Origin of the sequence: Buchnera aphidicola str. APS (Acyrthosiphon pisum), assembly GCF_000009605.1 — a bacterium.
GTDB lineage: Bacteria > Pseudomonadota > Gammaproteobacteria > Enterobacterales > Enterobacteriaceae > Buchnera > Buchnera aphidicola_I.
Genome location: NC_002528.1, coordinates 621,085 through 640,681 on the forward strand (window position 1 = coordinate 621,085; position 19,597 = coordinate 640,681).

Below are 19,597 nucleotides of genomic sequence, written 5' to 3' on the forward strand. Positions count from 1 at the left end.
AGCCATTTTGATGAATTGAACTAAGTTTATTATCTGTGAGAAACTATGTTTGAGGAAAGTAAAATATCAAATTTATTTTACATAAAACTTTATAGAATATAAATGTATCGATTTTAGTCGTAATAGTATTTTTATAAAAAAATTAAAAATATTTATTTTTAAAATTTTTTTGTTTTAATTTAAAAGATAAAAAAACTCCAAAAAATAACATTGTTATAATAAAAACAGAAATTCCAAGCCACTGCATATGAAACCAAAAAAAACCACCAAATGTACCAAATACACTGGAACCAAGATAATAAAAAAATAGATATAAAGATGTAGCTTGAATTTTAGCAATATTCGAATATGAACCAACCCAACTACTAGCTGTAGAATGCGATGCAAAAAAACCACCTGAAAATATTATTAATCCTAAGATTATTATAAATAGTTGATTATACTGTGTAATAAACAAACCTATTATCATCAACATTAATGACACAATAAGAATATTATTGCGATTATATTTATTAATCAGAACACCAGCTTTAGGTGAACTATATACTCCAGTTAAATAAATAGTAGATAGCAATCCTATGCTGGATTGACAAAGAAAAAATGGTTCTAACATCAAACGATAACCAATATAATTAAAAATAGTAACAAAACTGCCCATTAATATAAAACCTATGATAAACAAAAAAAATAGTACTCTATTTTTTAATTGTAAATAAAAACGATGTAAACATTTATGAAAATTAATAGAAACAGATAAAAAATTTTTAGAAGGGGGTAAAAAATATAAAAAAAAACAAGATGATATAAAAGAAAATAAACCAATTACCATTAAGGAAATGCTCCAAGAGAATTTTTCGGCTAAAATACTACTTAAGAGTCTTCCTAAAAAACCACCTATTGTATTTCCACTAATATACAAACCCATACAAAAAGACAAAGAATTAGGGTGTATTTCTTCACTAATATAGGTCATAGCAACAGCAACAACACCACTTAGTGCTAAACCTGTCAATGCTCGTAGTAAAACAATACTTATCCAACTAGTCATCATTGAACATATCATAGTTAACATTGCTGCTATAAATAAAGAAGTAGACATAATTGATTTTCTACCAATTATATCAGATAATGGTCCTGTAAATAGCATGCCTAAAGACATGGTTATAGTCGCAGCGGACAGAGCTAAACTACTTTCTGCCGGAGTCAAATAAAATTGTTTGGAAAACATTGGTAAAATTGATTGTACACAATATAAGATCGAAAAAGTAGCAAAACCACCAGAAAAAAGAGCTAAAATTACTTGATTAAATTTTTTTGTGTTTTTTTTTATATATTGTTTTTCTAATAATTGTTTTTTATTTTTTAATAAAGTCAAAATATAGCCTCTTTGTAAGTAAAAAAATAGTTTTTATATATATATATAACCATCATAGACATGTTTTGCAGGTCCTACCATATAAAGAGGAGTTCCAAAACCTTTCCAAATTATAATCAGCTTTCCACCCAATAATTCGACATGAACAGTGTCAGAAAGTAATTTTTGCGCAATACCTACTGCAACTGCAGCACAAGCCGCACTACCACAAGCTTTTGTTTCACCCACATTACGTTCATACACTCTCAATTTAATATGTTTTTTATTTAAAATTTCCATAAAACTTACGTTAACACCTTCTGGAAATATAGGATTTTTTTCTATACTATCGCCGATAATATTAACAGGAGCATTTTTAACAGATTGTACTTTAATAATACAATGAGGATTTCCAATAGATACTAGATTACAGATCAAATTTTCATTCATAAGTTTTATTGAAAAATTATTATCTAAAACATTTTGTAATGAAGATAAATTATAAAATTTAAAATCAGGTTCATTCATGTTTACTTTGATCATATTTTCAGTTAAAAATTCAATAGTTAAAGGTTTTTTTTTAGTACTAATTAAAATTTTCTTTTTATTAGTCAAACCTTTAAGCAATAGAAATAGACCAAAGCACCGAGCACCATTTCCACACTGTTCAACTTCATTGCCATTTGCATTAAAAATTCGATAATGAAAATCAGTTAGAAGAGAATTTGATTTTTCTACAAGTAATAATTGATCAAAACCAATGCCGGTATATCGATTAGATAATTTTTTTATTATATGTGATGTTAAAAAGACATTTTTTTTAATGCAATTGATAACCATAAAATCATTCTTCAATCCATGCATCTTAGAAAAATTGATTTTTTTTTTATTTTTATAGTATGAATCCATTTTTTCCTCAAAATAATAATTAGATTGTTTTTTTTGAAAATATTTATTCGTAAATACTAACATTTTAATAATGAAATCTCATATTTTAATTTAATTAAAATAATAAGATGATATTTTTTATATAAATTTGATTATTTTTATTTTTTATAATTTGTTATAATTAAAAATTAAATCAAGGACTCGTTTCATGAAAAAAAAATTAAACACCAAAAAAGAGAATAACAACTTTTATATATTAGTAAATGATTTGTTTTTAAAAATAGAAGATAATTTAAATTTGTATGAAAATGAAATCGATATTGATTATGAAATTCAAGACTATGTCATGACGATTACTTTTTCAAATAAAACTTTAATTATAATTAACAAACAAGAACCATTACAGCAAATTTGGCTAGCAACAATGCAAAATGGGTATCATTTTGATTATAAAAATAATCAATGGATTTGTAATCGTAGTAATAAAAATTTTTGGGAGATATTTGAAAACGCATGTTCTATTCAATCAAATAAAGATTTAATTTTTTGTAAAAAATAATATATATTAAATCCAAAAAAATATATATAAACATCAAAAAAGATAATTTTTTGTGTCTTTTAAAAATAAAAAATATTTTTATTTAATAAAATTATAAAAAATGCATCTATATTAATACGAATCCCAATATGTACAATAAAACATTGAGAATTGCTACCAGAAAAAGTCCTTTAGCTTTGAAACAAACTAAATACGTTCAAAAAAAAATACTATCTTTATATCCAGACTTAAATATCAAATTAGTTCCTATTGTTACTCATGGAGATAATATTTTAAATAAATCTCTTTCAAAAATTGGAGGAAAAGGCTTATTTATTAAAGAACTAGAACTTGCTTTACTTGAAAATAAAGCAGATATTGCTATTCATTCAATGAAAGATCTTCCGGTAAAAATTACAAAAGAATTATGTTTAGTTAGTATATGCAAAAGAGGAAATGCCTTAGATTCACTAGTATCTAATAATTATCAATCAATTAATCAGCTGCCCAAAGGTGCTATAGTCGGTACGTCTAGTTTAAGAAGACAATGTCAATTAATTACTTATCGACCAGATTTAATTATTTCTCCTTTAAGAGGTAATATAGAAACTAGGATAGCAAAATTAGATCAAGGAAAATATGATGCAATTATTTTAGCTACTGAAGGATTAAACAGATTAAGATTAAAAAATAGAATTACTCAGATCATACCTGCCGAATTATCTCTTCCTTCATGTGGACAAGGTGCAATTGGAATTCAATCCAGATTGCATGATAAAAAAGTATTATTTTTTTTGTCTCGTCTTAATCATATAAATACTTTTATTGAAATAAATGCAGAAAGAGCTTTTTGTAGAAAACTAGAATCAGGATGTCAGATTCCCATTGGAAGTTATGCTATTTTGAAAAAAAATAAAATTTGGTTAAGAGGATTGGTGGGATCACCTAATGGCAAGATTATATTAAAAGGAGAACGAATAGGTTGTTATAATACAGGAGAAAAAATGGGGTATTCATTAGCAGATGAGCTGCTTAAAAATGGAGCTAAAAATATTCTTAATAATCTTCATATTAAACAATCTTATTGTATATGAAAATACTAGTAATACGACCTTCTCCTACAGGAGAGGAATTAGTATATAATTTAAATAAAATTGGTATATCTTCTTGGCATTTTTCTTTATTTGATTTTTATCCAAGTTTTAGTCCAATTAGTTTATCAAAAAAAATTAATGAACTATATCAATCCAAAGTTATTCTCGTTTTTTCTAAAAAGGCTATCTATTATACAAATTTATATTTAAAAAGTAATAATTTACAATGGCCTCTTCATGCAAAATATTATGCAATTGGAAAAAGCACTGCTCTTTTTCTTTTTAATTATATTAAAAAAAAATTATTTTTCCTAAAAAAAAAGAAAACAGTGAGAATTTATTGAAAATAATCAATAAAGACAAAATAAAAAATAATAGAATAATTTTATTACAAGGGGAAAATGGACGAAAATTAATAAAAAGAAGATTAGAAAAAGAAGGATTTAAAATTTGTCTAATTGAATGTTATAAAAGAGTCTTCAAAATTTTAGATACTAATATGGAGGTAAAAAAATGGCGTTCATATAAAATAGATACTTTAGTAGTAACAAATAGCGAATCTTTACATCAGTTAAAAAATATTATTTCTAGTACTAATCAGATTCAATGGTTATTCGGATGCAGGATTTTTGTTGTCGGTAAAAGATTGTTTCGTATAGCAAAAAAATTAGGATGGAATGATGTAATAGTTTCAAAATATGCTAATAATGATTCTTTTATCAAAAAAATAAAAGAAACGAATTTTAAAAATTAATTTTTTGGTCGGCGAAAGAGGATTTGAACCTCTGACCTACTGGTCCCAAACCAGTTGCGCTACCAAGCTGCGCTATTCGCCGTTTTCAAATAAAAAAATATAATTTTCTTATTTTTTTTGGGGTGGCTAATGGGACTTGAACCCATGACCACTGGAATCACAATCCAGCACTCTACCAACTGAGCTATAGCCACCAATAATTTAAAAATTTTTTTATAAAAAATGCGCTCGACAGGATTTGAACCTGATACCTCTACCTTCGGAGGGTAGCGCTCTATCCAACTGAGCTACGAGCGCATCAATATGAAACAAATTAGATTTTAAAATTAATAATCCTAATTGTCCAGCTTTTTTTAGGAAATTTATATATAATAAATATTATTCATCATTTTATTATGAAACACTTTATTTTTTTAAAATAAAATATTTCTTAAAAAAATAAATTATTTTTTATTAGATATAAATATGAAAATTTTTTAAAATTTAAGAGCGTTTCATCATATCAAAAAATTCATCATTTGTTTTGGTCATTGCAAGTTTATTAAGCAAAAATTCCATTGCATCTATTTCACTCATAGGATGAATAATTTTTCTTAAAATCCACATTTTTTGTAGTTCATCTGGCAAAGTTAATAATTCTTCTTTTCTAGTACCAGATCGATTATAATCAATAGCTGGAAAAACACGCTTTTCTGCAATTTTCCTAGATAATGGAAGCTCCATATTGCCTGTTCCTTTAAACTCTTCGTATATTACCTCATCCATTTTAGAACCAGTATCAACTAATGCAGTTGCAATGATTGTCAAACTTCCTCCTTCTTCCACATTACGCGCAGCACCAAAAAATCGCTTGGGTCTATGTAAAGCATTTGCATCTACTCCTCCAGTTAATACTTTTCCTGATGCAGGTACTACTGTATTATAGGCTCTTGCTAAACGAGTAATAGAATCAAGTAAAATTATTACATCTTTTTTATGTTCTACTAATCTTTTTGCTTTTTCAATAACCATTTCAGCCACTTGAACATGTCTTGATGCAGGTTCGTCAAAAGTAGAGGCAACTACTTCTCCTTTAACTAATCTTTGCATTTCAGTAACTTCTTCTGGTCTTTCATCAATCAATAATACCATTAAAACGCAATCTGGATGATTATAAGCAATACTTTGTGCTATATTTTGCAGTAATATTGTTTTTCCTGCCTTTGGCGGAGCTACAATTAATCCTCTTTGTCCACGTCCGATTGGTGATGCTAAATCTAATACTCTTGCGGTTAAATCTTCGGTTGATCCGTTTCCACGTTCCATTCGTAGTCTAGAATTGGCATGTAATGGTGTTAAATTTTCAAATAATATTTTGCTTCTTGCATTTTCAGGTTTATCATAATTTACTTCGTTTACTTTAAGTAGAGCAAAATATCTTTCGCCTTCTTTAGGGGGTCTTATTTTTCCAGCAATAGTATCACCTGTACGTAGATTAAATCTACGAATCTGACTCGGTGAAACATAAATATCATCAGGACCAGCTAAATAAGAGCTATCTGCAGAACGTAGAAAGCCAAATCCATCTTGTAGTATTTCTAAAACACCGTCGCCAAATATATCTTCTCCACTTTTTGCATGTTGTTTAAGGATGGCAAAAATAATATCTTGTTTACGCATACGCGCTAAATTTTCCAACCCCATTTTTTCACCAAGAGTAATTAATTCAGACACTGGCATATTTTTAAGTGCGGTAAGATTCATAATGGTGGGTTCTTAGTAAAATCGGGGTATATCTCAAAATAAAAATTATGATATAATTTTAAAATTTATTGAAAAATTTTAAATAAAATGAAATTTTTGATGTATCTAATTAACTGATTTCAATGATTTTCAGTTAATATTTTCATCTAAAAATTCTTTAAGTTCTAGTTTGGAAACTGCACCTACTTTAGTTGCAAGTACTTCGCTATTATTAAATAACAATAGTGTGGGGATACTTCTAATAGAATATACTGGAGCAGTATTTGGATTCTCTTCAATATTTAATTTTCCAACAATAACTTTATTAGAATATTCTTTTGATATTTCTTCTAAAATAGGCGCTAAAATTTTACAAGGATTGCACCATTGAGCCCAAAAATCAACTAAAAAAAAACTTTTTGAGTTTAAAACTTGTTCTTCAAAATTTTGGTCAGTTAGTTCGATTATTTTATTCATTTTAATGTATTTGCTCGATCGTAAGAAATGTTAAATAAATAAAATTTAAATTTTTGTAATTTAAAAGTGTATTCCAAGATAATATCATTTTTAATAATTTTTTAAAACTAAATTTAAAAAAATTTTATTTAAAATTATTTTTTTAATATTTGTTTTAAATTATATATTTTCAATTTTATATCTTCTTTTTTTTAGATGAATCTAAAAAATTTTTTTCTCCCATTTTAAATCTTCTTGAGGTAGTTCAAATAAAAATCTACTAGGAAGCATATCTAAAATTTGACCATATTGAGTGCGTTTGTAACAATAAGTAAAAAACAATTGTTTTTTTGCTCGAGTAATTCCAACATAAGTTAATCTTCGTTCTTCTTCGATATTATCATTATCGATACTTTTTTGATTAGGTAAAATTCCCTCACACATGCCAATGATAAATACTGCAGGAAATTCCAATCCTTTAGAAGCATGTAAAGTCATTAATTGTACTCGATCTTGTTGTTCTTTTATAATATTATCATCTAAAATATCACGGATTGTCATCCGTGTAACAATTTGAAATAAAGTCATTGGTTTTTCAAAATCATCTCCTTTAATCATATTTTTAAACCATTGTGATAATGTATGAACATTATTTATACTATTTTTAATTTTATTAGGATCTTTTAAAAATTTAGATAACCATTTTTCATACTCAAGATCATCAACAATATCATCTATAATATTAGATGGTTTCAAACAAGACCACGCAGTGAATTTTTCTATTTTAGAGATAAAATTTTTAATTTTTTTTATAGTATTTTCATTTAAAAATTTTTTTATTTCTATATTATTACTAGCTTGAAAAAGACTTACATGTTTTTTATTAGCCCATTCTTCTAATTTTTTTAATGTTGTTTTTCCTATTTGACGTGAAGGGATATTTACAATTCTCATAAATGCGTGATTGTCGTCTCGATTAATAACAACACGAAGATAACTTAATAAATCTTTGATTTCAGGACGTGAAAAAAATGAGGATTTTTCAGAAATATTATATGGTATATTTTCTTTTATTAAAGCTTTTTCAAGAATTCTAGATTGATAATTTCCACGATATAAAATAGCAAAATCTCGGTATTTTATTTTTTTTTTAGCATATTGAGATATAATTTTTTTAACTATTTTTTGAGCTTCATTTTCTTCATTTTTACCTATTAATACTTTTATTAAATTTCCATATTTAAGTTGTGAAAATAGTTTTTTTTCTAAATAATGTATATTATTTGCAATAAGACTATTCGCAGCTTTTAATATTCTTCCTGAAGATCGATAATTATGTTCCATTTTGATAATTTTTAAATTAGGAAAATCTTTTTTTAATAAAAAAATATTTTGAGGATTTGCTCCTCTCCATGAATAAATAGACTGATCATCATCACCGACTAAAGTAAAATCAGAATTTTTATTAGCAAGCATTTTAATAAGTTCGTATTGACTATTGTTTGTGTCTTGATATTCATCCACTAATAAATAAGAGATCTTTTTTTGCCAACGTATTTTTATTTTTTTGTTGTTTTTTAATAATAATGTTGGCATGCAAATCAAATCATCGAAATCTAATATATTAGCTTTATAAAGATAATTAGTATATTGTTCATAAACATATGCAAAATCTTTTTCTTGACTAGATTTTGCTAATAATTGAACTTGTAAAGGAGTAAGAAATTTATTTTTCCAATAAGAAATCATAAAATTTAATTTTTTTAATAATTGAATATTGTTTTTGATTTCTTTTTTACATATTTTTTTTAATAAAAGTATTTGATCTTTTTCATCTAATAAAGTGAAATTGTTGTTTAATTCTAACGCATCAATTTCTTTTTTAATAATTTCAAGTCCTAATGAGTGAAAAGTAGAAATAATTATTTTTTTTATTTCTGGAATATTTAAATATTTCGAAAGACGTATTCTCATTTCATAGGCAGCTTTATTAGTAAAAGTTACTGCGGCAATATTATCAGGTTCATATTGGCAATGATTAATTAAATAAATAATTTTATTAATAATAACTTTTGTTTTTCCAGAACCGGCCCCTGCTAGTATTAGACAGGGCCCATTAGTGAGTTCAACAGCATTTTTTTGAGAAAAATTTAGAGACATAAAATATTAATATTTAATAGATGAATTGTATTGTTTAATTTATAAATAGAAACTTATATATTTTAATTTTTATTTTGCAACTGTTATTGCTTTCATTTTTTTCATATAGTTTCTTAATGTGCATCCGATAATTTCTATAGGATGATTCTGTATTTTTTGATTTATCCTATAAAGTTCAATATTATTTACTGATTGATGAGATAATGCGCAACCAAGATCACTTTTGTTGAGAGTAGATATAAATTCTTTTAAAATAGGATATGCAGATTCAGAAAAAAGATAGCTACCATATTCAGCAGTATCTGAAATAACTTTATTCATCTCATATAATTTTTTTCTTGCAATAGTATTGGCAATCAATGGAAGTTCATGTAAGGATTCATAATAAGCTGATTCTTCTTTGATACCCGTTTCAATCATTTTTTCAAAAGATAATTCGATACCAGATTTTAATATTGCGATCATGAGTATACCGTGATCATAATATTCTTGTTCTGGTATTTTTTCATTATAAACAGGAGCAGTTTCAAAAGATGTATTTTTAGTTTTATATCGCCAATTCAATAACTTTAAATCCTGATTTTCCCAATCTTTCATCATTTCATTAGAAAATTCTCCAGAAATAATATCATCCATGTGTTTTTGAAAGAGTGGAGATAGTATTTTTTTAATTTCTTTAGAAAGTTTATAGGCTCTTATTTTTGAGGAATTAGATAATCTATCCATCATTAAGGTGATACCTCCATGTTTAAGAGACTCCGTAATAGTTTCCCATCCATTTTGTATTAATTTTGCCGAATATGCTGGATTACATTTTTCTGTAATCAACTTTTCATAGCATAATAATGATGCTGTTTGAAGCATACCACATAAAATTGTTTGTTCACCCATTAAATCTGATTTTACTTCAGCTATAAATGACGATTCGAGCACACCTGCGCGATGCCCTCCAGTAGAAAAAGCCCAAGCTTTTGCAACTTCTAATCCTATTTTATTAATATCGTTTTCATGGTGAACGGCAATTAATGTGGGTACTCCAAATCCTCTTTTATATTCTTCTCGTACTTCTGTTCCTGGACATTTTGGCGCTACCATAATAACAGTGATATCTTTTCGTATTTTTTCTCCAAATTCTACAATATTAAAACCATGAGAATATCCTAAAACAGCGTTTTTTTTCATTAATTTTTGTAATTTTTTAATGACACTATGATGTTGTTTATCCGGAGTTAAATTAATTACTAAATCAGCATCGGGTATTAATGCATCATAGTCGTCTACTTTAAAATTATTCTCAATAGCATTAATCCAAGATTGATTTTTATTGGCAATACTATTTTTTTTTAACGCATAGGAAATATTTAATCCAGCGTCTCTCATATTTAGTCCTTGATTTAAACCTTGAGCACCACAACCAACAATAACTATATTCTTATTTTTTAATATATCATTTTTTTTGTTAAATTCTTCTTTTTTCATGAAACGACATTTATTTATTTGATTAATTTTTTGAGTAAAATTTAGTGTATTAAAATAATTCATAATAAAAATTCCTATGTTTTAAAAATATATTTTAAACTAGTAATATATTAAATATTAGATATTTTTTTGTAATCTCTAACTGCTCCTTGATCAGCACTAGTTGAAAAGAAAGCATATGCTTTTAAAGCAGAAGAAATATATCTTTTACGACTATGGGGTTTATAAGATAAAGGTCCCTTTGATTCTTCTTGAAGAATACGATGAGAGAGTTCTTTTTCTGTTATGTTTAAATGGATGGTTCTTTCAGGAATATTTATATTAATAATATCACCATTTTTTACCAAGGCAATTATTCCTTTATTTGCAGCTTCAGGTGAAATGTGTCCTATAGAAATACCTGATGTACCTCCGGAAAATCTACCATCAGTAATTAATGCACATGTTTTATCTAAATTCATAGATTTTAAATATGTAGTTGGATATAACATTTCTTGCATTCCTGGTCCCCCTTTCGGACCTTCGTAACGAATGACAATAATATCACCTGAAATTATTTCACCATTTAAAATACTACTGGCTGCTTCTTCTTGACTTTCATATACTTTAGCAACTCCAGAAAAAATATAATTCTTTGCATCTATTCCAGCAGTTTTAATTATACAGCCATTTTTCGCTAAATTTCCATATAAAATAGCTAACCCTCCATCTTGACTGTAAGCATGTTTACAAGATCGAATACAACCGTTTTTTCGATCATAATCTAATCTTGTCCATCTAAAATTCTGAGAATATGCTTTTGTTGTACGAATACCACCAGGTCCTGCTTGAAACATATTTATAACATCAGGATTATTTGTAGAAAAAATATCGTATTCATCTAATGTTTCTTCTAAATTTAATTGTAGTATGTTTCTTGTATTTTTATGAAGCAAATTAAAACGATTCAATTCTCCTAGAATACCCATAACACCTCCTGCACGATGAACATCTTCTACATGATAAAGTGAAGTACTTGGTGCAACTTTACAGATATGAGGTATCTTTTTAGATAACTTATTGATATTAGACATTTTAAAGTCAACTTTTGCTTCTTGAGCTGCTGCTAATAAATGAAGAATAGTGTTAGTTGAACCTCCCATTGCAATGTCCAACATCATTGCATTTTCGAAAGACTCTTTATTAGCAATATTTCTTGGTAAAACATTTGTATTATTTTTTTTATAGTAATCTTCGGTAATTTTTACTATAATTTGAGCTGATTTGATAAATAAATTTTTGCGATCAATATGAGTAGCTAATAGTGTGCCGTTTCCAGGTAGAGCCAAACCTATTGCTTCTGTTAAGCAATTCATAGAATTAGCTGTGAACATACCTGAACACGATCCGCATGTAGGACAAGCTGAAGCCTCAATATCTTTGATAAAATCATCTGATATATGAGATTTTCCTCCATTAATAATAGCATCAACTAAATCAATTTTTATTGTTTTATTATTTTTTTGTATTTTACCAGCTTCCATTGGTCCACCAGAAATAAAAACTGATGGTATATTTAAACGCAAAGACGCCATTAGCATCCCGGGTGTTATTTTATCACAATTTGAAATACAAATCATTGCATCAGCACAATGTGCATTAACTACATATTCTATAGAATCAGCAATTAATTCACGTGATGGCAAGGAATATAACATTCCAGAGTGTCCCATAGCTATTCCATCATCTATTGCAATAGTATTAAATTCTTTTGCAACTCCGCCTGATTTTTGAATTTCCCCGCAAATAAGTTTACCAACTTCCTGTAAGTGAATATGTCCTGGAACAAATTGAGAAAACGAATTTACTACTGCAATAATTGGTTTTGTAAAATCTTTCTCAGTCATACCTGTAGCACGCCATAGTGATCTTGCTCCAGACATATTTCTACCCTGAGTAGTTGTGAAAGAACGATATTTAGGCATTTTAGAGAACTCCAAAAATAAAAATTTTACAAAAACTATTTAATATGAATGATATTATAAAAAGTTTGTATTTGAATAAATTTTTTATTTTTATTGTAATAGAAAATTTTTATTGGAAATATATATTTTTTTAGAAATTAGCATTAAGAAGAAGTAGGAATTATATTATTTATATAATAGTGATATTGATTTATTTTGTAATAATAATGATTATTAAAAAATTTTCAATTGGTGAATTTTTTCAGGGGTGGAAGGATTTGAACCTACAACTTTCGGTTTTGGAGACCGATGCTCTACCAAATTGAACTACACCCCTAATAATTATAAATTATTATCAATTATGATTATATTATTAATATAAATAAAAGTCTAGTGTGTATTTTAAAATTTCTAAAAAAATTAAATTTTAGTAATTTTTAGAACTAAAATTTTATTAAAATGTTAGAATATATCTTTTAAAATATTATTGAAAGGTAAATTTTTATTATGAAAACTCCTATTTATTTAGATTACGCAGCAACTACACCAGTAGAGTTTGAAGTTGCAAAAAAGATGATGAATTATTTAACAATCGATGGAGTATTTGGAAATTCAGCATCACGTTCTCATAAATTTGGTTGGAAGGCGGAAGAAGTTGTTGATATTGCACGCAATCAAATATCTGAATTAATTGGAGCAGATTCACGTGAAATTGTTTTTACTTCCGGTGCCACTGAATCTAATAATTTAGCTATAAAAGGTATAGCTAGCTTTCACCAGAATAAAGGAAAGCATATTGTTACTAGTAAAACAGAACATAAATCTGTTTTAGATACCTGCAGGTATTTGGAAAATAAAGGATTTACTGTAACTTATCTTACACCCAAAAATAATGGTATTATTGATTTAAATAATTTAAAAAAAAACATAAAGAAAGACACTATTCTAGTTTCTATAATGCACGTAAATAATGAAATTGGTATTATACAAGACATTAATAGTATATCGCAAATCTGTCGAAATCATGGTGTTTTTTTTCATGTAGACGCAACTCAAAGTGTAGGTAAAATACCAATTGATCTAAAAAAAATACCTATAGATTTAATGTCTTTTTCTGCACATAAAATTTATGGGCCAAAGGGAATTGGTGGCTTATATGTTCGTCGAAAACCACGTGTACGATTATTATCTTTAATACATGGAGGCGGTCATGAAAGAGGGATGCGTTCAGGAACTTTACCGGTTCATCAAATTGTAGGCATGGGCGAATCATTTGTATTGGCTAAAAGAAAAATACATGACGATTTTATTCATTTAACAAAATTAAAAAATATTCTTTGGAATGGCATTAAAAATATTGAAGAGGTATATTTGAATAGTGATTTACAACAAGGTGCACCTCATATATTGAATGTTAGTTTTAATTATGTTGAAGGTGAATCATTGATTATGGCTCTTAAAGATTTGGCTATTTCTTCCGGTTCTGCTTGTACTTCTGCTAGCTTAGAACCCTCTTATGTTCTAAAATCTTTAGGAATTAGAGATGAATTAGCTCATAGTTCAATTCGTTTTTCTATTGGAAGGTTTACTACAGAAAAAGAGATTATACATGCAATAAAGTTAGTTCACAAATCTATTCATAGATTACGTGAACTTTCTCCTTTATGGGAAATGTTTAAATCAGGAGTTGATTTAAATAGTATTGAATGGGATCATGTTTAGACAAAATAATTAATACAAGGTAATTTAACAATGGCTTATAGTAAAAAAGTAATGGATCATTATGAAAATCCACGTAATGTGGGATCTTTTTCTAGTACTGATCTTAATGTAGGTAGTGGGTTAGTAGGTGCGCCTGCTTGTGGTGATGTAATGAAATTACAAATAAAAGTTAATGAAAAAGGTATTATTGAAGATGCTTGTTTTAAAACATATGGTTGTGGTTCTGCTATAGCATCAAGTTCATTAGTTACTGAATGGGTAAAGGGCAAATCTATAGAAGAAGCCGAATCAATCAAAAATACTACTATAGTTGAAGAATTAGATCTACCTCCAGTAAAAATTCACTGTTCTATTTTAGCAGAAGATGCAATTAAAGCAGCTATTTCTGATTATAAGAGAAAAAAAATAAATTAACTTTATAATTATTTGGTGTTGAAAGAATATTTTCTTTCAACATATTATATTTTATTTTTACACCTTATATTATTGAATTTGATTTAGGTGACTTATGAATTATTTTACTTTATTTGATTTGCCTAGAAAATTTAACATTGACAAAAAATTACTTTCTCAAAATTTTTACAAACTACAATTAAAATTTCATCCAGATTTATTTATAAATGATTCTGAATCTAAAAAAAAAATAATTCTAGAAAAATCAATACAAATTAATAAAGGTTATAAAACCTTAAAGAATTTTTTAAATCGAGCAATATATTTTCTTTGTCTAAATGGTTATGAAGTAAAAAAAGAAACTCTTTTATTAAAAAATAATGATTTTTTAATTAGATATTTTTCTTTATATGAACAATTAGATAATTTAAAAGAGAATAATTTTAATAAAAAAGAATTGAACAATCTCGAACAAATAATACAAAAAAAAATTATATATTGCAAAAAAAAAATAGAATTAGAGTTTGAAAAAACAAGATATAAAAAAGTCATTAAAATAATTTCAGAATTACTTTTTTTTGAAAAAATAAAAGACGTTTTGAAAAAAGAATACAATATATATTTAAGCCAAATAAATTAGGATATTTTTATATGATTTTTTTTAAAAAAAAACACGATAAAAAATTATTATTAGGTATTGATTTAGGTACGACTTATTCTTTGGCTGCTACAGTACGAGAAAAAAGTGTGATTTTATTGCTAGATAAAAAAAAACGTTATTTATTACCATCAGTTGTTCATTATAAGAAAAATAAAATATCAGTTGGTTGGAAAGCCCTAGAAAATATTACTGAAGATCCTACTAATACGATTAGTTCTGTTAAACGTTTATTAGGTCGTTCTATTAATTTTGTTAAAAAAAAATTTCCTATCCTTCCATATTTAATAGAAAAAGACATCCATGAAGGAATTTTTTTTCGTACAAATTTTGGTAATATTACTCCTATTGATGTTTCTAGTCATATATTAAAAAAATTAAAAAAAAGAGCGGTTTTATTATTTAATCAAGAAATAGATGCAAGTGTTATTACAGTTCCTGCATATTTTAATGATTTTCAAAAAAAAGAAACCAAAAAAGCCGCTGTTTTATCCGGAATAAATTTAATAAGATTATTAAATGAACCTACTGCAGCAGCTGTAGCATATGGTTTGCAAAAACTAAAAAAAGGAATCGTTCTTGTATATGACTTAGGTGGTGGTACTTTTGATGTATCTATATTAAATTTAAATAAGGGAATATTTGAAGTATTAGCTACTAGTGGAGATTCTAATCTAGGTGGTGATGATTTTGATGATGCTTTAGCAAAGAATATCTATAAAAAATCAAATTTACAAAATAGATGCAATGATTTTTTCCAAACTTCTTTGCTTCAAATTGCAAAGTCAACAAAATTAAAATTAACAAAATATGAAAAAGTTGAAGTTCATTTTTTTGATTGGAAAGGTTACATTACTCGTGAAGAATTTAATTTAATTATCATTGATTTTATAAAAAAAACTTTATTCATTTGCTCTGATCTTCTTGAAGAAATCAATTTATCAGTTGAACAAATTAAAGAGGTGATCATGGTAGGAGGGTCTACTCGTATCCCACTAGTTCATACGGAAGTTTCAAAATTTTTCAAGAAAGATCTATTGAAATCGATTAATCCCGATCAAGTTGTGGCAATAGGTGCTGCTATGCATGTTGATATGCTTTTTAGTAGCAAAAATAATACTAAAAATAAAGTTATATTGTTAGATGTAATGCCGCTTTCATTAGGTATTGAAGTTATGGGGGGGTTTGTTGAAAAAATTATTTTTCGAAATACTTCACTTCCTATTTCAAAAACGAAAGAGTTTACTACTTATAAAGATAATCAAACATCGATTCTTATACATATTGTACAAGGAGAAAGAGAATTAGTAAAAGACTGTATTTCATTGTCTCGTTTTGTTTTAAGAGATATTAAACCACAAAAAGCTGGATTAGTAAGAATTTTAGTTACATTTCAAGTTGATACAGATGGACTAATCCATGTAAAGATTTTAGAAAATTATAGCAGTAAAGAAAAAAAAATTATTATTGATAATAATATTACATTAAAAAATTTAAATATTTCTCAAATATTGAAAGATTCATTAAAACATTCAAAAGATGACTATTATTTTAGAGTAAAAGAAGAAAAAAAAATCGAATGTGTTCGTACTTTAGAAATTTTAAACAAATCTTTAAAAAAACATTTAAAATTAATTAGTAAAAAAGAACTGAAAAAAATAAAATATACACAAGAAAAACTACAAAAATCTATACAAGAAGATGACTATTTTTCTATGAAAAATAATTTACAAAAATTAGATGAAGTAAGTAAAAATTTTTTTTCGTTACAATTAAAAAATGCCATTGATTGCTCTTCCATTAAAAATATTTTAAAAGAGAACATATAATGCCTAAAGTTTTATTTTTACCTCATAAAATTCTATTACCCAAGAGTATTGAATGTGAAGCACAAACAGGAGAAACAATATTAACTGTAGCATTACGGAATAATATTAAATTAGAACACGCATGCGAACAATCATGCGCTTGTAGTACATGTCACTGTATCATAAAAAAAGGATTTTTTTCTCTTTCAGGATGGTCTGAAAAAGAAGATGATATTTTAGATAAAGCTTGGGGTCTTCAATCTGAAAGTCGTTTGAGTTGCCAAGCTGTTATTGGAAAGAGTGATATTGAGGTAGAAATTCCTCTATATAATTTAAATTATACTGTAGAGTACTAATTTTTATTTTTAACGTAAGGATTTTCATTATCTTTAAACTGTATTTGAATGGGGGTACCTTTTATCTTAAGAGTTTTGTAGAAAAAATTTATCAAATATCGTTTATAAGGTAAAGATAAATATTTAACTTGATTGCCATGTATAATAATTTTAGGTGGATTAGAACTGCCCAAATGTGCATATTTTAATTTTATTCGACGTCCTTTTATAATTGGTGGTTGATGTTTTTTAATTGCTATATGCATGGTTTTTATAAGCGTTGATGTGCTAATCTTTCTTTTAGAATCTTCATAAGATTCTTTGATAGATTTAAATAATTGAAATATCCCTTTTTTATATAATGCTGATATAAAGTGTATTTTTGAAAAATAAAGAAATTTTAATTTACTTTTAATAAGTTCTTTTATTTTTTTCAATTCTACTGAATTAAATAGATCACATTTATTTACTACTACAACAATTCCCTTTCCAGAATGAATAATAAAGTCAGCTAATGATAAATCTTGATGACATGTTTGAAGACTTGCATCTATTATTAACAATATTACATTTGATTTTTCAATAGTTTGAAGTGTTTTAATGATTGAAAATCTTTGAAAATCATTAATTTTTTTCTTTTTTTTAGATGCTCCTGCAGTATCAATTAAAGTATAATTTTCGTAATTATATTTAATAGGTGTTGATATACTATCTAATGTTGTACCAGGGGTATTAGACGTAATCATTCTTTCTTCTTTTAATATTCCATTTATTAAAGTAGATTTTCCAACATTTGGTCGACCAATAAAAGCTACTTTTATTGCTATTTTTTTTAATTCCGTGTCTTTATATAGATTTTCTGTGATTTTTTTTTTAAATTTTTCACTTATCCAAGGAATTAAGTATCTGTTTATAAGAGTATTTATTCCTTGATTATGACTAGCAGAAATTTTTTGGATTTTTTCAAATCCTAAAGAATAAAATTCATTAATTTTAGATGCTTCGTTAATGCCATCTATTTTATTAATTACTAGAATGGTTTTTTTTTGATATTTTCTTATATTTTTAGAAATTTCGTATTCTTGAGGCATTAATCCGTCACGAGCGTTTACTAAAAATAAAATTAAATGAGCTTCTTTTATAGCTATTAATGTCTGTGCCTGTGCTTGTTTTTCTATTTCGTTTAATTTGATATCCAAACCTGCCGTGTCAATTAAAATGATTTTTTTATTCGATTGTAATTTGCAATATCCATATTGTCTATCTCTAGTAATACCCGGGTAATTAGCTACCAATGCATCTCTAGTTTTTGTTAAGACGTTAAATAAAGTGGATTTTCCTACGTTAGTACGACCGATTAATACAATGATAGGTATCATGTTTAATACACACCTTTATTTTTTTGATAATTTTATTTTTTATAGATGAATTTAATATTTTTCATGTTTGCATTTATTTTTTCTATATTAAATTAATTTTGTTCTTTTAATTCATTAAGTTTCATATTAATAATTTCTTTAGATGCATTAGAATCTTCAATAAAAAGACTTTTTTTCCAAGATTTTATTGCTTCTTTTTTATTGTTTATATTAATAAATATATCACCTTTCATGTGTTCAATTATATTCTTCCAATTATGGTTTTGAATTGTCTCAAGAATATTCATTGCTTTATTGTTTTCATTTTTTTGTATTTGTATTTTTGCTATGTTTATTTTCAAAAGGTTCTTTAAATTTTCTTCTTTGGTATATTTTAAACTATTATTTAATTGCAGCAAGGCCTTATCTAGATTATTACATTCAACATATTTTTTTGCTAAAGATAAAGCTGTTAAAGTCCCATAAATACTAGTATTTTGAACGATAAAATTTTCTACTTCATATAAATTTTTAGATTTTTTTTTGTTTATTTTTTTTATAATTTTTTCATATTTTAATGATTCTAAATTTTCCTTATTAACTAAAGAAAAATACTTCCAATTAAATAAAATAAGACTAATGATAAGAAAAAATAAAATAAAGAAAATAATATTTTTTTTCGATATATTAAGCATTTTTATCTCTATTAAGTTCAGGTGATTTTTTAATTTAAAAATGTAGTTATTTTGCAATTCAATTTGTGATCAGAAATGTTTTTTTCACCATGAATGCAATAAGCGTCTTTAATATTACAAATATTCAGTTTAATTAACTCTAAAATAATAACATATAAAAAAGTTATCCGTATGAAAATCACTAATTGTACACAGTTAATTAATAGAATAAGTTCTTTTATAATCAATGCTTCAGACTAC

Annotated in this window: 18 protein-coding genes and 4 tRNA genes; 9 read left to right on the top strand and 13 right to left on the bottom strand. The window is 26.1% G+C overall.

Annotated features, from left to right (window positions below; translation table 11 throughout):
* Window positions 1-142: 142 nt before the first annotated feature.
* Window positions 143-1,375, bottom strand: coding sequence for an MFS transporter (locus tag BU_RS03050; protein WP_010896179.1), 1,233 nt, complete (start codon window positions 1,373-1,375; stop codon window positions 143-145).
* Window positions 1,376-1,408: 33 nt separating this feature from the next.
* A complete protein-coding gene (dapF, locus tag BU_RS03055; protein ID WP_197524185.1) occupies window positions 1,409-2,233 on the bottom strand; it encodes a diaminopimelate epimerase in 825 nt (274 codons plus the stop codon).
* 217 nt (window positions 2,234-2,450) lie between these two features.
* Between dapF and cyaY the strand changes: the two genes are divergently transcribed.
* The 4 genes from cyaY to BU_RS03075 all read left to right on the top strand — a co-directional run bounded on the left by cyaY (window position 2,451) and on the right by BU_RS03075 (window position 4,628).
* A complete protein-coding gene (gene cyaY / locus BU_RS03060; RefSeq protein WP_010896181.1) occupies window positions 2,451-2,801 on the top strand; it encodes an iron donor protein CyaY in 351 nt (116 codons plus the stop codon).
* A 128-nt stretch (window positions 2,802-2,929) separates the two neighbouring features.
* Entirely contained in the window at window positions 2,930-3,874 is a 945-nt protein-coding gene (hemC, locus tag BU_RS03065; RefSeq protein WP_009874541.1) for a hydroxymethylbilane synthase, read from the top strand.
* Window positions 3,871-4,218: a uroporphyrinogen-III synthase gene (locus tag BU_RS03070; RefSeq protein ID WP_009874542.1), complete on the top strand. Its 348-nt coding sequence runs from the start codon at window positions 3,871-3,873 to the stop codon at window positions 4,216-4,218. Before hemC ends, BU_RS03070 begins: the two co-directional genes overlap by 4 nt.
* The gene (locus tag BU_RS03075; protein WP_014498803.1) at window positions 4,215-4,628 is read left to right on the top strand and encodes a uroporphyrinogen-III synthase; all 414 of its coding nucleotides are present in this window, start codon (window positions 4,215-4,217) and stop codon (window positions 4,626-4,628) included. Before BU_RS03070 ends, BU_RS03075 begins: the two co-directional genes overlap by 4 nt.
* Window positions 4,629-4,633: 5 nt before the next feature.
* On the opposite strand, the gene BU_RS03080 is transcribed toward BU_RS03075, so the two are convergent.
* The 9 genes from BU_RS03080 to BU_RS03120 all read right to left on the bottom strand — a co-directional run bounded on the left by BU_RS03080 (window position 4,634) and on the right by BU_RS03120 (window position 12,725).
* Window positions 4,634-4,710, bottom strand: a tRNA-Pro gene (locus BU_RS03080).
* 36 nt (window positions 4,711-4,746) lie between these two features.
* Window positions 4,747-4,822: transfer RNA gene (locus BU_RS03085), tRNA-His, on the bottom strand.
* 29 nt (window positions 4,823-4,851) lie between these two features.
* A tRNA-Arg gene (locus BU_RS03090) sits at window positions 4,852-4,925 on the bottom strand.
* Between the two features lie 186 nt (window positions 4,926-5,111).
* Window positions 5,112-6,371 carry a transcription termination factor Rho gene (gene rho / locus BU_RS03095; RefSeq protein WP_009874544.1) on the bottom strand — a complete coding sequence of 420 codons (1,260 nt, stop codon included), beginning with the start codon at window positions 6,369-6,371 and terminating at the stop codon, window positions 5,112-5,114.
* A 129-nt stretch (window positions 6,372-6,500) separates the two neighbouring features.
* Window positions 6,501-6,827, bottom strand: a complete 327-nt coding sequence (gene trxA, locus BU_RS03100; RefSeq protein WP_009874545.1) for a thioredoxin TrxA — start codon at window positions 6,825-6,827, stop codon at window positions 6,501-6,503.
* Window positions 6,828-7,028: 201 nt separating this feature from the next.
* Window positions 7,029-8,966: a DNA helicase Rep gene (gene rep, locus BU_RS03105; RefSeq protein ID WP_009874546.1), complete on the bottom strand. Its 1,938-nt coding sequence runs from the start codon at window positions 8,964-8,966 to the stop codon at window positions 7,029-7,031.
* 69 nt (window positions 8,967-9,035) lie between these two features.
* Window positions 9,036-10,511, bottom strand: a complete 1,476-nt coding sequence (gene ilvC / locus BU_RS03110; protein WP_029585629.1) for a ketol-acid reductoisomerase — start codon at window positions 10,509-10,511, stop codon at window positions 9,036-9,038.
* Window positions 10,512-10,555: 44 nt separating this feature from the next.
* Window positions 10,556-12,409 (bottom strand): dihydroxy-acid dehydratase, encoded by a 1,854-nt coding sequence (ilvD, locus tag BU_RS03115; protein ID WP_009874548.1) that lies wholly within the window; start codon window positions 12,407-12,409, stop codon window positions 10,556-10,558.
* Between the two features lie 242 nt (window positions 12,410-12,651).
* A tRNA-Trp gene (locus tag BU_RS03120) sits at window positions 12,652-12,725 on the bottom strand.
* Between the two features lie 170 nt (window positions 12,726-12,895).
* Between BU_RS03120 and BU_RS03125 the strand changes: the two genes are divergently transcribed.
* The 5 genes from BU_RS03125 (at window position 12,896) to fdx (ending at window position 17,325) form a co-directional block, all read left to right on the top strand.
* Window positions 12,896-14,110 (top strand): IscS subfamily cysteine desulfurase, encoded by a 1,215-nt coding sequence (locus BU_RS03125; protein WP_009874549.1) that lies wholly within the window; start codon window positions 12,896-12,898, stop codon window positions 14,108-14,110.
* 30 nt (window positions 14,111-14,140) lie between these two features.
* Entirely contained in the window at window positions 14,141-14,524 is a 384-nt protein-coding gene (iscU, locus tag BU_RS03130) for a Fe-S cluster assembly scaffold IscU (RefSeq protein WP_009874550.1), read from the top strand.
* A gap of 94 nt (window positions 14,525-14,618) precedes the next feature.
* Window positions 14,619-15,143, top strand: coding sequence for a Fe-S protein assembly co-chaperone HscB (hscB, locus tag BU_RS03135; protein ID WP_010896182.1), 525 nt, complete (start codon window positions 14,619-14,621; stop codon window positions 15,141-15,143).
* Between the two features lie 11 nt (window positions 15,144-15,154).
* Entirely contained in the window at window positions 15,155-16,990 is a 1,836-nt protein-coding gene (gene hscA / locus BU_RS03140; RefSeq protein WP_009874552.1) for a Fe-S protein assembly chaperone HscA, read from the top strand.
* On the top strand, window positions 16,990-17,325 hold the full coding sequence (fdx, locus tag BU_RS03145; RefSeq protein ID WP_009874553.1) for an ISC system 2Fe-2S type ferredoxin: 336 nt from the start codon (window positions 16,990-16,992) through the stop codon (window positions 17,323-17,325). Before hscA ends, fdx begins: the two co-directional genes overlap by 1 nt.
* Here the strand turns inward: fdx and der are convergent.
* Together der and BU_RS03155 are read right to left on the bottom strand one after the other, a co-directional pair.
* Window positions 17,322-18,683 carry a ribosome biogenesis GTPase Der gene (gene der, locus BU_RS03150; protein ID WP_009874554.1) on the bottom strand — a complete coding sequence of 454 codons (1,362 nt, stop codon included), beginning with the start codon at window positions 18,681-18,683 and terminating at the stop codon, window positions 17,322-17,324. The two genes, fdx and der, sit on opposite strands and share 4 nt — an antisense overlap.
* 92 nt (window positions 18,684-18,775) lie before the next feature.
* Window positions 18,776-19,357: a YfgM family protein gene (locus tag BU_RS03155; RefSeq protein ID WP_009874555.1), complete on the bottom strand. Its 582-nt coding sequence runs from the start codon at window positions 19,355-19,357 to the stop codon at window positions 18,776-18,778.
* Between the last annotated feature and the right edge of the window lie 240 nt (window positions 19,358-19,597).

Bases quoted from the DNA above. Each gene is read 5' to 3' on its own strand.
- cyaY (WP_010896181.1), top strand. From the start codon at position 2,451: ATGAAAAAAAAATTAAACACCAAAAAAGAGAATAACAACTTTTATATA.
- hemC (WP_009874541.1), top strand. From the start codon at position 2,930: ATGTACAATAAAACATTGAGAATTGCTACCAGAAAAAGTCCTTTAGCT.
- BU_RS03070 (WP_009874542.1), top strand. From the start codon at position 3,871: ATGAAAATACTAGTAATACGACCTTCTCCTACAGGAGAGGAATTAGTA.
- rho (WP_009874544.1), bottom strand. From the start codon at position 6,371: ATGAATCTTACCGCACTTAAAAATATGCCAGTGTCTGAATTAATTACT.
- trxA (WP_009874545.1), bottom strand. From the start codon at position 6,827: ATGAATAAAATAATCGAACTAACTGACCAAAATTTTGAAGAACAAGTT.
- rep (WP_009874546.1), bottom strand. From the start codon at position 8,966: ATGTCTCTAAATTTTTCTCAAAAAAATGCTGTTGAACTCACTAATGGG.
- ilvD (WP_009874548.1), bottom strand. From the start codon at position 12,409: ATGCCTAAATATCGTTCTTTCACAACTACTCAGGGTAGAAATATGTCT.
- BU_RS03125 (WP_009874549.1), top strand. From the start codon at position 12,896: ATGAAAACTCCTATTTATTTAGATTACGCAGCAACTACACCAGTAGAG.
- iscU (WP_009874550.1), top strand. From the start codon at position 14,141: ATGGCTTATAGTAAAAAAGTAATGGATCATTATGAAAATCCACGTAAT.
- hscB (WP_010896182.1), top strand. From the start codon at position 14,619: ATGAATTATTTTACTTTATTTGATTTGCCTAGAAAATTTAACATTGAC.
- hscA (WP_009874552.1), top strand. From the start codon at position 15,155: ATGATTTTTTTTAAAAAAAAACACGATAAAAAATTATTATTAGGTATT.
- fdx (WP_009874553.1), top strand. From the start codon at position 16,990: ATGCCTAAAGTTTTATTTTTACCTCATAAAATTCTATTACCCAAGAGT.
- der (WP_009874554.1), bottom strand. From the start codon at position 18,683: ATGATACCTATCATTGTATTAATCGGTCGTACTAACGTAGGAAAATCC.
- BU_RS03155 (WP_009874555.1), bottom strand. From the start codon at position 19,357: ATGCTTAATATATCGAAAAAAAATATTATTTTCTTTATTTTATTTTTT.